The following is a 12,688-nucleotide window of genomic DNA, read 5'->3' as shown; positions in this document are numbered from 1 at the left end:
TATTAATAGCTAAGAAAGATAATTTTATTTTTTGTAAACAAGATGAATCGTTAGGAGGGATCGTTTCATATAAAAAAGCGTCACTCCTTTTGCTTTGTCGAAAACAAAAGGAGTGACGCTTTAATAAAATAGACGTTATTATCCGACGTGTGTCTGCAGGGCATCCATCGTAATGTCGTAATGCGATGTCGTCCAAACGGCGCGTCCGTCCTGAATAAACAGCACTTGCGGCGACTCATGCCGGACATTGTAATGTTCTGCGATGTGATTCGACAAGGTCCGTGCTTCCTGAACCAACAAGTAAGCAGTCGGAACGGATGTCGTATCAGCATACTTCGTGTACTCGGAAAAACCAGCCGAACTGATCGGGCAGGTTGTACTGTGTTTACAGATGACGAATGTCGTATGTTCTGAAACAAATTGATCAAAATCGGAAAGCGATTGTAATTTTCTAAGCTGTGTCATTCTATCATCCTCCATAAGTTCGTAAACGGTCACTTAACTTCAGATTCTCCCTGTAATCGACCGGACAGTCAATTAAAACGGGTCCGTCACTCAAGAAAGCTTGCTCGAGACAAGCGGAAAGTGTGCCGTGTTCTCCGACACGCAGACCAAGTGCGCCAAAGGCGACAGCGAGTTGCACGAGGTCCGGATTGTCGAATTCGATATAAGGGGCCCGTCCGTACGCTTGCTGTTGTTTCCATTCGATCAGTCCATACGTCCCGTCGCGCCAGATGATGACGACGATCGGCAACTTCAGCCGAACAGCCGTCTCAAGATCCTGACCGTTCATTAAAAAGGCCCCGTCACCTGACGCACAGAGGACACGCCGGTCCGGATAAAGTAGTTTCGCGGCGATGGCACTTGATAACCCGTATCCCATCGAGGAAAAGCCGTTCGAAATGAACAGTTGATTCGGGCGTGTCGTTTGAAAATGCCGTCCGAGCCAAACTTTGTGCGCGCCGACATCGGAAAAGACCATCCCGTCCGAACCGGTCGCCTGTTCCAGTTCCCGGACGATGCTTTGCGGATGAAGCGGCAGTGCCATCGAGTAGGGTGCCTGAATTTCCTTGCGTAATCGATCACGGTCTTGTTGCCACCCGGACCAGGCACGATTCGGCACGTCGTCGGCAAGTAACCGTAACGTATCCGGCAAAGAACCAATCAAATTGGCGACGACCGGATAATACTGGTCCACCTCATGTTGATTCGTATCGATGTGGAGGACCGGTGTCCGGTTCGGGTTCCATTTCGACGGCGGCAGTTCCGTAATGTCATAACCAATCGCGAGGATTAAATCGCTTTGGTCGATGATGCGTTGATTATAATCAGCGTTCGGCAGACCGATCGTATGAGCAGCGAGCTCGTGGTCGGACGCAATCGTTCCTTTTCCCATCATCGTCTCGACAACGGGGACACCTAAACGTTCGACGAAGTGACGAAAGGCATCCGTCGCTCCGCTCCGATTAATTCCGAATCCCGCAATCACGACAGGTTTTTCCGCTTGTTCAATCTGACGCAAGACGGCACTGTCCTTGACCGAGGTCGGATGCAGATACGTTGGAGCACTATCCACAAGCAAAGGAGTTTTGGCATCGACGTCAGCTTTGGCAATGTCTTCCGGGAAGGAGATATGTGTCGCGCCCGGTTTTTCGGAAGCAGCTTGAGCAAACGCCTGGCGGACGACTTCTGAAATGACTTCACCGGAAGAGATCGATGTACTGGATTTTGTGATCGGCTGGTACATCTCAACTAGATCGAACATCTGATGCGAGGCTTTATGCTGCCGCCACGTTGCCCCTTGTCCGGTAATCGCGACGACCGGAGAATGATCCATCGTCGCACTGGCGATACCGGTCATCATATTCGTTGCACCGGGTCCAAGCGTCGAGAGGCAGACGCCGGGGCGTCCGCTCAATCGGCCGAACATCGAGGCCATGAATGCCGCGTTTGTTTCATGACGTGTCGTCACGAAGGTGATGTCTGATTTACTGATCGCTTCGAGTAACGTAATATTTTCTTCCCCCGGCACACCGAAAATGTGTGTCACACCTTCTGCTTCGAGACAGTCAACGAACCGTTCAGCGGCGTTCATTGGTCGAGACCGCCGATGGAGACATACTTCGTTTCAAGATAAGCCTCAAGCCCTTCAGAACCGCCTTCACGTCCGACACCGGACTGTTTCATGCCGCCAAACGGCGCTTGAGCCGCCGAAGGAACACCGTCATTCCAACCGACGATTCCATAATCGAGATTTTCGATGGCTCGGAATGCCCGGGCATAGTTGTTCGTGAAGACGTAAGACGCCAGACCAAACGGCGTCTGATTGGCATAATGAACGGCTTCTTCATCCGAACTGACCCGTTGGACGGGGGCGACCGGACCAAACGTTTCTTCGTTCATGATCAGCATCTGTGGAGTGACGTCAGCAAGAACCGTTGCTTCATAATAGTAGACATCCTGATCCTCGTCGGTTTGTCCTGTTCCGCCGGTTACAATCCGTGCACCGGCTAATGTGGCGTCATCGACATGTTTTTTGACTTTGTCGTAGCCGGACTTGTTGATCATCGGACCTATTTTCGTGTCGCTGTCGAGTCCGTTGCCGGTTTTCAATTTAGCTGTTTCCTGACCTAGTTTTTCGACGAAAGCGTCGTAAATCGAATCGGATACATAAATGCGGTTCCCGCAGACACATGTTTGTCCGCCGTTGCGGAACTTCGATTTGATCGTTTCAGCGACAGCAAGATCCAAATCGCAGTCATCAAATACAAGGATCGGAGCATGTCCGCCAAGTTCGAGGGACATCGCCTTGATCGTCTCGGCACCTTGAGCCATCAATGTCCGGCCGACTTCGGTTGAACCGGTGAAGGTGATCTTATCGACGTGGGGATGGGTTGCAAGCGATTCCCCCAAGTCTTTACCGCTGCCCGTCACGGCATTGACGACGCCGTCCGGAATGCCGACTTCCTGACAAAGCTCAAGCAGACGGAGTGCGGTCAACGGAGTGGCCGTTGGTGGTTTTAAGACAAACGTACAGCCGGCGACGAGTGCAGGTGCCAACTTCCGCGTAATCATTGCCGCCGGGAAATTCCATGGTGTAATCGCAGCGACGACACCGACCGGCTGTTTGATGACGTGCAGTCGTTTGTTTGTATCATGTGACGGAATGATCCGACCGTAGGCGCGTTTTCCTTCTTCCGCAAACCATTTGACGAAGTTCGCCGCATACTCGACTTCGCCTTCCGACTCAGCGAGGGGTTTTCCCATCTCGAGTGTCATCAGCCGTGCCAATTCATCCTTTTTCTCAAGCATCTTCGCATACAATTTTTCAAGTAAGGCGGCGCGTTCATAAACGCTCCGTTTCGACCATTCCGGAAAAGCCTTCCGGGCGGCTTCGACGGCATCGTTGACATCTGACTTTGTTCCGTTCGGTACACTGCCGACGACTTCCCCGGTCGCCGGATTTTTGACATCGGTTCGTTCCCGCTCATGATTGAGCCATTGTCCATTAATCAAAAACTGTCCGTCCATCTTACAAAATCCCCCTTTTTTATTCGCATTGTTAAGGATATACCCGAAGATTGAAAAAAAGATTCATTTTTCCGGGAAAAGGTTGTGCAAAAGGCTAGAAATTGACCGATAAACAGTGTAGGATAATTCAGTAAATGTAATGTATTTCTGTTAGAAAAATTTTGTTTAAAAATCAAATTCGGCAATTGTGTAAAGTAACGGAATCAACCTTGAATCGTTGACATTCCAACTGGGTTTGATAAGATAAAGATAGGGTATTTGCGCAATCGGTTGCGCTATAAAAAACTAAACCGATGAATAGTATAAAACGTCGAGAATTTGTATAAAAAAACGGACAACAAAGACTGAAATACGAGAGGATTTATCCATAATGACACAAATGATACCGCGTCCGGAAACGGCACAAAAAACACTCACGCGAGCTTGGTGGAAAGAAGCAGTTGCTTATCAAATTTATCCACGCAGCTTTTATGATGCAAACAACGATGGAATCGGCGATATCCCGGGTATCATCGCAAAATTGGATTATCTGAAAGATCTCGGAGTCGATGTGTTATGGATTTGCCCGATGTTCAAATCACCAAACGATGACAACGGATACGACATCAGTGATTATGAAGACATCATGGACGAATTTGGAACGATGGCCGATTTTGATTTATTAATGGAAGAAGCACATAAACGCGATATTAAAGTACTGCTGGATTTAGTCGTCAATCATACGTCGGACGAACACCCGTGGTTCCTCGAATCCCGTTCGTCAAAAGACAACGATAAACGTGACTGGTACATCTGGAAAGATGCAGTCAACGGCGGTGAGCCGAACAACTGGGAAAGCATCTTCGGCGGTTCAGCATGGGAATACGATGAAAAGACCGAGCAGTATTTCCTGCACGTCTTCTCACGTCGTCAACCCGACTTGAACTGGCGGAATAAAGACATGCGTCAAGCGGTCTACACGATGATCAACTGGTGGCTTGATAAAGGGGTCGACGGTTTCCGGATCGATGCCATCAGCCACATCAACAAGGATCAATCGTATGCCGACTTGCCAAATCCACTCGGTATGCCGCACGTTCCTTCATTTGAGATGCATATGAACGTCGAAGGGATTCACGAATATCTCGAAGAATTAAAAAACGAGACGTTCTCTAAATACGACATCATGACAGTTGGTGAAGCGAACGGTGTAACACCGGAAGAAGCAGATCTTTGGGTCGGAGAAGAAAACGGCAAGATGAACATGGTCTTCCAATTTGAACACATGGATCTGTGGCGGGCCGACGCCGAAAAAGGCGTCGACGTTGTCAAACTGAAACAAGTTTTGACGAAATGGCAAAAAGGACTCGAAGAAACAGGCTGGAACGCACTGTATCTTGAAAACCACGATAAGGTCCGCTCGGTCTCGCTTTGGGGTGATGAAGGACAATACTGGAAACAAAGCGCGAAGTCACTTGCGATGATGTATTTCTTCATGCAAGGGACGCCGTTCATCTACCAAGGGCAAGAGATCGGAATGACAAACGTTCAGTTCCCGGACATCTCCGACTACGATGATGTCGCGACGAAAAACATGTACAACATGCAACTGGCATCAGGGAAAACACATGAAGAAATCATGGAAGTCATCTGGAACTCGTCCCGTGATAACTCCCGGACACCGATGCAGTGGACGAATGAACAAAACGGCGGGTTCTCGGAACAGTCGCCATGGTTCGGCGTCAATCCAAACTTTGCGGATATTAACGTCGCGTCCCAGCAAACAGATGAAGACTCGATCCTGAACTTCTACAAACGGATGATTCAGATTCGGAAGATGGAAGAAACGTTGATTTACGGAGAATACGACTTAATCCTTCCTGAGGATACAAAAGTGTATGCTTACACACGAACACTCGGAAATGAACAATTCCTGATCGTGACGAATCTAAAAGATGAAGTGGCGGAAGTCGATACCGACATCATTCTTCACTCGGATAACGTCATGCTCGCGAACTACGAGACGACGTATCACGAAGGAACAGAATTGACGCTTCAGCCGTTCGAAGCACGTCTGTACCGCGTACGCTGAGGAAAAGACTGGATTTGGCAGATGCTGAATCCGGTCTTTTTTGTTTTGGCGCGCGGAAAGCAGAAGATGCAGGACATCAGAAAATCGTGTACGCTAGACGGTGAGGTGATAAAAAGTGAAACCAACACGTTATCCGGTGCGGTTGCGACAAGTCACATCGATTCAAGATGAAGCGATGCGAGAATCTGTCGAGCTTGAAACCGATGGCACATTGTTTGAAACGAAGGATGGGTTTGCCCTGAAGTTCATTCAAGAGGACGATCAACCGATTGACACGACCATCAAATGGTCACTCGATCAGGTGGCGTTGAACCGAAAAGGTCCGGTCTCGATGCACCATGTCTTCATACTGGGACAAAAGACGAAAAGTGGTTATGAGAGCCAGTTTGGTCAGATGGTCATGGAGACGGAAACCGCAACAATCGAAATGACAGAACAACGCATGCAATTCCAGTACGACCTGATGATGAACCATCAGCCGGTCGGCACGTATACGATTGAACTAACTTGGGAACGGAGTGAGACAGATGGCATTTGAACAAACGGTAAAAGAGATGGAACAGATGCTCGAAGAAGATTGGTTCGAGTGGTTGGAAAATGATGAGCCGAAATACAACGAATGGCGCGATCAACTTGAGGCGCTTGCAGAGCAGGTCATGACGGAATACAATTCGAAAGTCGATTCGGACGCGATTGATTCCTTATTATTGATTAACGAAGACTTACCGGTCTTGTACGGTGAAGATACGGTCATGCTGTATACGGCGTTACTTCATTCACGAAAAGAAGATGATTCGGTCTACGAACGTTATTTGACGATCTTAGGTGCCTTTTCAGAAGAAAATCATCCGGCAATCCGGGAAGTCGAACAGGCCGTGTCGAAAAAAGATTACAAAACAGCATATGCACGTGCCGTGAAATTACCGCAATCGCTTGGATTAGAATAAGTATGTGCCGGAGCAGTTCCATTCAAAGGATATTTGAACGGGCTGCTTTTTTTGTGTTCATGACAAAGGGGGAATCAGCATGAGAACGTTATACCGGATTGTCGTCGGGATTGTCAGACAAGGGGATCAGTTGCTGTTGGTCAAAAATCAGGCGGATGGAGCGGAATCGATCTGGAGTCTGCCGGGTGGTGTGATTGAAGCCGGCGAGACGCTGGCGGACGCTTTAAAACGAGAGATGGCAGAAGAAACCGGACTGTCCGTCGAGACGTTCCAACTGGCATACGTGACAGAAAACTTCATCGAACAGTTTGATGCCCACAGTCTCGTCACCTATTTTGAGTGTACGGTCAGAGGCGAATTGTTACCAAATGATCCTGACCGAGAAGTCGTCGACTGTCAGTGGGTGCCGATCGAACAGCTGGGGGACTATCTTCTGAATCGTGATGTGCTTGAACCGTTGCAGGATTATTTGAATGAGACATCCAAATCCTATTATCTGTACGAAAAGATGGTTTGGTAATTTCGCAGAATAAAGTCTAAAGCTTTTAAAAAGCGGGCAAGGGATAAAGAGAAACTGTTTCAGAGAGGAAGGAAAACATATGAAAGTCGTTCAAGTCAATGGATATGGTGGTGTCGAGCAACTCGAAGTCGTGGAACGTCCGGTTCCGAAACCGCGCGCCGGGGAAGTCCTGATCGAAGTGAAAGCATGCGGCATCAACAATACGGAAATCTGGATGCGGGAAGGCGCCTACGGAACGGATGCCCAATCAGGCTGGAAACCGGAAGGCGTTCAGTTTCCCCGTGTCCCGGGTTCTGACATCAGTGGACGGATCGTGCAGGTCGGAAGCGGGGTCGACGAAGCACGCAACGGTCAAGACGTCGTCTTGTTTCCGTTCACTTCAGGGGGTCAGCCGGGAACGGAACATATCAGTGAAGACATGGCGTTCATCGGATCAGAGTATGACGGAGGATATGCCGAATATGTCGTTTGGCCGGCAGAACTGTGTTATGCGATGCCGCTTGCCGACTACACGAAAAGTGCTGTTTTCTCCGTCAGTGGATTAACGGCATGGCACATGAACGAACAAGTGCAACTGCAACCGGGGCAAACGGTCCTCGTCACAGGTGCAAACGGCGGCGTCGGCTCCTTGAATGTCCAGATTGCCACCCGCGTGTTTGGGGCGACCGTCATTGCCGTGGTCGGAGACTTGAAGACGGAAGAGGCACTCAAACGTCTTGGCGCCACACATGTCTTGTCGTACCGCTCGGAACAATTGGCGGACGAGATCATCGCCGTTAACGGCGGACCGATTGACGCTGTGCTCGACGTGGTCGGGGATCCGTTGTTCAAGACGGCGCTGACTGTTTTGAAAAATGGCGGGAAGTTCTGCATTTCCGGTTCTGCCGGCGGTCAGCAGACCAACTTGGATTTCCGGACGCTGTATTTAAAGCATTTGACGTTTTACGGCTCTGTTCTCGGAACACGTGCCGAATTCGCACGGATGCTTGACGCGATTGCTGCCGGAAAACTGGAACCGGTCATCGATCGGACATTTCCGCTTGAAGAAGCAGCAGCAGCCCAGACGTATTTTAAAGAAACAGGAAAGCTCGGGAAAATCGTATTGATACCGGATCAAAATTAAAAAAATCGTAATTGGTAAAACGTGTTGTTTTCACTCGCCTGAGGAAAGCGAGAGAGAACAACACGTTTTTTGTGTGGTCTTTCATCTAACAGCGAGTCAGAAAAAACATTAAAATAATGAATGAATAGCCATTCATTATATGCTATACTCATATCAAATAATGGCTTTAGGGGGAAAGGGGCTTGTTTCATGGGGACGTTTTTACTGATTAACTGGATTGCCTTCCTGCTCGTCGCAGGTTATGCAGGTTATTTGTTCGTCACGCTAGTCAAAAGTCGGTATGAGGCGATTCGCAGGGGGAAAAAGGCGGAATGGACGCTGACGAACAAAGAACGGCTCAATGCGGTTCTCGTCAACGTATTCGGTCAAAAGAAGCTGTTGAAGGATAAGAAAAGCGGTACGATTCACGTCATGATGTTTTATGGATTTTTACTCGTTCAATTTGGAGCGATTGATTTTATCTGGAAAGGACTCGCGGTTGGACAACGTTTTCCGCATGTCCCGCTCGGACCACTGTATCCGATTTTTACATTTTTCCAAGAAATCGTCATGCTCGTCATCTTAGTGGCTGTCGTTTGGGGATTCTACCGCCGCTATGTTGAAAAACTGGTTCGTCTGAAACGGAACTTCATGGCCGGACTGGCGTTGATTTTCATCGGCGGATTAATGGTCGCCGTTCTGTTCGGAAACGGATTTTTCCTGGTCTATGAAAATCATTCGACGTTCGGAGAACCGGTGGCGTCAGCGATTGCCTTTTTATTCAGCTGGGTACCGGAACAAGTGGCGTTTGGTCTGTTTGTGTTCTTCTGGTGGGTCCATCTCTTGTTCCTGCTGAGCTTCATGGTCTACATTCCACAAGGAAAACATGCGCACTTGATTGCCGGAACCGCCAACGTTTGGCTTGGACGGACATCAAAAGTCGGACGCATTACACCGATCGATTTATCGGTCATGGAAGAAGCGGAAGACGACGAGGCGGAATTCAGCTTTGGTGTTAACCGGATTGAAGATTTTAATCAGAAGCAACTCGTTGATTTGTATGCCTGTGTCGAATGCGGACGCTGTACCAACATGTGTCCGGCGAGCGGAACCGGGAAGATGCTGTCACCGATGGACTTGATCGTTAAATTACGTGATCACCTGAATATGAAGACGGCAGCAATCACTCAAAAATCTCCGTGGGCACCGGCGTTTGCCTTCGAAGGATCACAAGGGAATCAAATCGCGTCGCTTGCTGCGGCAGGTCAGATGGATGTTGTGCCGGATTCATTGATCGGCAACGTCATCACAGAAGAAGAAATTTGGGCCTGTACGACATGCCGGAACTGTGAAGATCAATGTCCGGTCATGAACGAACACGTCGATAAAATCATCGACCTCCGTCGTCACCTTGTGATGATGGAGGGAAAAATGGATCCCGAGATGCAACGGACGATGGCGAACATCGAACGTCAAGGGAATCCGTGGGGGATGAACCGGAAAGAGCGCGAAAACTGGCGCAAAACGCGCGAAGAGTTGGTCGTCCCGACTGCAAAAGAAAAGAAAAAAGCCGGCGAAGAATTCGAATACCTCTTCTGGGTCGGAGCAATGGGCTCATATGACAGCCGCAGTCAAAAAATCGCGATGGCGTTTGCGCGAATTTTAAATGAAGCGGACATCTCGTTTGCGATTCTCGGAAACGATGAGAAAAACTCCGGCGACACACCACGCCGTATCGGGAATGAAGTTCTGTTCCAGGAACTCGCGGAAGCGAACATCAAGTCGTTTGAGAAATACGGCGTCAAAAAAATTGTCACGATTGATCCGCATGCATACAATATGTTTAAAAATGAGTACCCGGACTTTGGTCTCAGTCCGGACGTCGAAGTGTATCACCATACGGAATTACTCGCCCGGTTGATTGACGATCAACGGATCAAACCGATCCATGAAGTCAGTGAACGGGTTGTCTATCACGATTCGTGTTACCTTGGTCGTTACAATGATATTTATGATGCACCGCGTTACATCTTAGAGAAGATTCCGGGAATCACGCTTGTCGAAACGGAACGCAACCGGAAAAAAGGGATGTGTTGCGGAGCCGGAGGCGGCATGATGTGGCAGGAGGAAAAAGTCGGGGCACGTGTCAATGTCGCCCGGACCGAACAGTTGTTGACGGTCCAACCATCTGTCATCGGATCGGCTTGTCCGTACTGCCTGACGATGCTCAGCGACGGAACGAAGGCGAAAGAGGTCGACGAGCAAGTCGCGACCTATGATGTCGTTGAACTGCTCGAACGGTCAATCGTCGGAACACTCGCGAAAGAACCGGTAACCAGCTGATTGAGGTCGGGAGCATGGAAAAACGCAGAAAAAGCTCAAGGGGCTGACTCAAAAGTCAGTCTCTCCAAAGATAAGGGTGACAGAATGATAATCTGCCACCCTTATCTCGTTAAAAAAAGAATTACTCGTTACACGCAACTCCTACAGGGAAAAGCGCATTTTTGCGCTGTCAGAGACAAACAAGACCCGCTTTCCTGCCTGAATGAGGCAGGAAAACTGGCTTGTGTCTCGCCTGAGGAAAGAGCGTGAAAAAACGAGTGGTTCTTTTTTTTAGTCAGCCCCTTTTTCCTGTTGCCTAATAAGCATAACGTTGTTGTGTACGGTTTAACCGTGGTATGATAAAAACATTATCTAACGGAATAGGAGGTGAGGATCTTTGGGAAGGCGTTGCTTAAAATCGGTCAGGTCGCGGAGGCCACCGGCTTATCAAAACGGACGATCGACTACTATACATCGCTCGGTTTATTAACAACAGAGCGCACAGCATCCGGCTATCGTTTGTATACGGAAGATGTCATTCAACATATTCAAAAGATTGAGTATTTAAAAACACAACGGCTGTCCCTGCAAGAGATTCTTGCTTTCTTCACGGAGCGTGAAGTCAAAACGGGTGACGCCATTTATCAGGAAGTACAGCAGCTTCAAAACACGGTCACGGGACTCGAACAGCGTTTGATGCAGGCGACGGATTTTGAGAAACAGGAAATTCGGCTTGAATTGTCGCGTCGGTTAACATTGATTGCTTCGTTGATTGCTCAGCTGTAACAAAAAAATGGAGGTGACCCCTGTTTAGGGGATTTTGGATACTATATTATTTATCAATTTATTTTTAGTGGTGTTATTGATCGCGTTGACCGCGTTTTTCGTCGGATCAGAGTTTGCTGTCGTTAAGGTACGGATGTCGCGTCTGGATCAAATGATTCAGGAAGGAAACAAAAGTGCCATCTTGGCGAAAAAGATTGCCGGCGACCTCGATTATTACTTGTCTGCCTGTCAGCTTGGAATCACGGTAACGGCACTTGGTCTTGGGGCACTCGGTGAACCGACCGTCGAAAAAATCTTACACCCGGTGTTTGATGAATTTGGTGTGTCGGCTGCCGTTTCGACCTTATTGTCATTCGGGATTGCCTTTGTTTCCGTGACGTTTTTACACGTTGTTATCGGAGAATTGGCACCGAAGACACTGGCGATTCAGTATGCGGAAAAAATGACCTTATTGTTTGCCCGTCCATTGTATATTTTCGGGAAAATCATGTACCCGTTCATTTGGTTGCTGAATGGTTCGGCCCGACTGTTCCTTGGATTATTCGGTGTCAAACCGGCTGGACACGAACAAGCCCACTCAGAAGATGAGTTGAAAATCATCATGGCACAAAGTTTTCAAAGCGGTGAAATCAATCAGACGGAACTTGCGCTCATGCAGAACGTCTTTGCGTTTGACGAACATGTCGTAAAAGATTTGATGGTTCCGCGGATGCGGATGGCGACGATCTCAGAACGGTTGTCAAAAGACGAATTGATGGAAATCTTCATGGATAATCCGTTTACACGTTATCCGGTGACGGAAGAAAACGATAAAGACCGGATTCTCGGCTACATCAACGTCAAAGAGATGCTGACGGACTTCGCCAACGGGAATAACCATCCGGTCACACATTACGTGAAAGATTTACCGGTCGTCTCGGAAGTCACATCGCTCCAAGACACGTTGCGGAAAATGAAGAAAACGCGCTCGCACATCGTATTGGTCGTCGACGAATACGGCGGAACAGCCGGAATCGTCGCGATGGAAGACTTGCTCGAAGAGATCGTCGGTGAAATCCGTGACGAGTTTGACACGGATGAAGTCGAAGAAATCCAAGAGTTGCCGAACAATGAGTATCTGATTGCCGGTACTGTATTGCTGGAAGATCTTGAAAACCGATTCGGCTTGACGTTTACGAACGATGAGGACGTCGATACGATCGGTGGTTGGATTCAGATGCACAACATCGATTTACAACCGGGAGAACACATTGATACGGAAGCCTTCTCAGTCGAAGTGATCGAGATGGAAAACTATCAGATCAATCAAATTAAATTATGGTTGCACCCGCTTGAACAAGCGGAATAACCTGTTGCGTCTTTCGCCCTGTGCGGAAGGCGCTTTTTTTCGGGAAAAGATCAGTCGGAAA

Annotated in this window: 11 protein-coding genes; 8 read left to right on the top strand and 3 right to left on the bottom strand. The window is 48.5% G+C overall.

What is annotated here, in order from left to right; all coding sequences use genetic code 11:
* Positions 1-138: 138 nt before the first annotated feature.
* Genes ytxJ through D3D03_RS12785 form a run of 3 tightly spaced genes read right to left on the bottom strand, consistent with a single transcriptional unit; the run spans position 139 to position 3,531 of the window.
* Positions 139-465: a bacillithiol system redox-active protein YtxJ gene (gene ytxJ, locus D3D03_RS12795; RefSeq protein ID WP_026834160.1), complete on the bottom strand. Its 327-nt coding sequence runs from the start codon at positions 463-465 to the stop codon at positions 139-141.
* A 4-nt stretch (positions 466-469) separates the two neighbouring features.
* Positions 470-2,095, bottom strand: coding sequence for an acetolactate synthase large subunit (locus D3D03_RS12790; RefSeq protein ID WP_026834159.1), 1,626 nt, complete (start codon positions 2,093-2,095; stop codon positions 470-472).
* The gene (locus tag D3D03_RS12785; protein WP_119923764.1) at positions 2,092-3,531 is read right to left on the bottom strand and encodes an NAD-dependent succinate-semialdehyde dehydrogenase; all 1,440 of its coding nucleotides are present in this window, start codon (positions 3,529-3,531) and stop codon (positions 2,092-2,094) included. Before D3D03_RS12785 ends, D3D03_RS12790 begins: the two co-directional genes overlap by 4 nt.
* Positions 3,532-3,901: 370 nt before the next feature.
* On the opposite strand from D3D03_RS12785, the gene D3D03_RS12780 reads away from it, so the two are divergent.
* From D3D03_RS12780 to D3D03_RS12740, 8 genes are all read left to right on the top strand, one after another.
* Positions 3,902-5,602, top strand: coding sequence for a glycoside hydrolase family 13 protein (locus D3D03_RS12780; protein ID WP_051524068.1), 1,701 nt, complete (start codon positions 3,902-3,904; stop codon positions 5,600-5,602).
* A gap of 115 nt (positions 5,603-5,717) precedes the next feature.
* A complete protein-coding gene (locus tag D3D03_RS12775) occupies positions 5,718-6,140 on the top strand; it encodes a YwiB family protein (RefSeq protein WP_233550706.1) in 423 nt (140 codons plus the stop codon).
* On the top strand, positions 6,130-6,549 hold the full coding sequence (locus tag D3D03_RS12770) for a hypothetical protein (RefSeq protein ID WP_026834156.1): 420 nt from the start codon (positions 6,130-6,132) through the stop codon (positions 6,547-6,549). Before D3D03_RS12775 ends, D3D03_RS12770 begins: the two co-directional genes overlap by 11 nt.
* 79 nt (positions 6,550-6,628) lie before the next feature.
* On the top strand, positions 6,629-7,069 hold the full coding sequence (locus tag D3D03_RS12765) for an NUDIX domain-containing protein (protein WP_119923763.1): 441 nt from the start codon (positions 6,629-6,631) through the stop codon (positions 7,067-7,069).
* 79 nt (positions 7,070-7,148) lie between these two features.
* Positions 7,149-8,192, top strand: coding sequence for a zinc-binding dehydrogenase (locus tag D3D03_RS12760; protein ID WP_119923762.1), 1,044 nt, complete (start codon positions 7,149-7,151; stop codon positions 8,190-8,192).
* A gap of 189 nt (positions 8,193-8,381) precedes the next feature.
* On the top strand, positions 8,382-10,514 hold the full coding sequence (locus tag D3D03_RS12750) for a (Fe-S)-binding protein (protein WP_119923761.1): 2,133 nt from the start codon (positions 8,382-8,384) through the stop codon (positions 10,512-10,514).
* Positions 10,515-10,880: 366 nt separating this feature from the next.
* Positions 10,881-11,279: a MerR family transcriptional regulator gene (locus tag D3D03_RS12745; RefSeq protein ID WP_028107138.1), complete on the top strand. Its 399-nt coding sequence runs from the start codon at positions 10,881-10,883 to the stop codon at positions 11,277-11,279.
* Positions 11,280-11,313: 34 nt separating this feature from the next.
* Positions 11,314-12,627, top strand: a complete 1,314-nt coding sequence (locus tag D3D03_RS12740; RefSeq protein WP_026834150.1) for a hemolysin family protein — start codon at positions 11,314-11,316, stop codon at positions 12,625-12,627.
* Positions 12,628-12,688 lie beyond the last annotated feature (61 nt).

Source organism: Exiguobacterium sp. RIT452, assembly GCF_003598705.1.
Lineage (GTDB): Bacteria > Bacillota > Bacilli > Exiguobacteriales > Exiguobacteriaceae > Exiguobacterium_A > Exiguobacterium_A undae.
Note: the sequence above shows the minus strand (reverse complement) of the source record. Positions and strands in the feature narration are given on the sequence as shown.

Excerpts from the sequence above, each read along its gene's own strand:
- ytxJ (WP_026834160.1), bottom strand. The coding sequence starts at position 465 with ATGACACAGCTTAGAAAATTACAATCGCTTTCCGATTTTGATCAATTT.
- D3D03_RS12790 (WP_026834159.1), bottom strand. The coding sequence starts at position 2,095 with ATGAACGCCGCTGAACGGTTCGTTGACTGTCTCGAAGCAGAAGGTGTG.
- D3D03_RS12785 (WP_119923764.1), bottom strand. The coding sequence starts at position 3,531 with ATGGACGGACAGTTTTTGATTAATGGACAATGGCTCAATCATGAGCGG.
- D3D03_RS12780 (WP_051524068.1), top strand. The coding sequence starts at position 3,902 with ATGACACAAATGATACCGCGTCCGGAAACGGCACAAAAAACACTCACG.
- D3D03_RS12770 (WP_026834156.1), top strand. The coding sequence starts at position 6,130 with ATGGCATTTGAACAAACGGTAAAAGAGATGGAACAGATGCTCGAAGAA.
- D3D03_RS12765 (WP_119923763.1), top strand. The coding sequence starts at position 6,629 with ATGAGAACGTTATACCGGATTGTCGTCGGGATTGTCAGACAAGGGGAT.
- D3D03_RS12760 (WP_119923762.1), top strand. The coding sequence starts at position 7,149 with ATGAAAGTCGTTCAAGTCAATGGATATGGTGGTGTCGAGCAACTCGAA.
- D3D03_RS12750 (WP_119923761.1), top strand. The coding sequence starts at position 8,382 with ATGGGGACGTTTTTACTGATTAACTGGATTGCCTTCCTGCTCGTCGCA.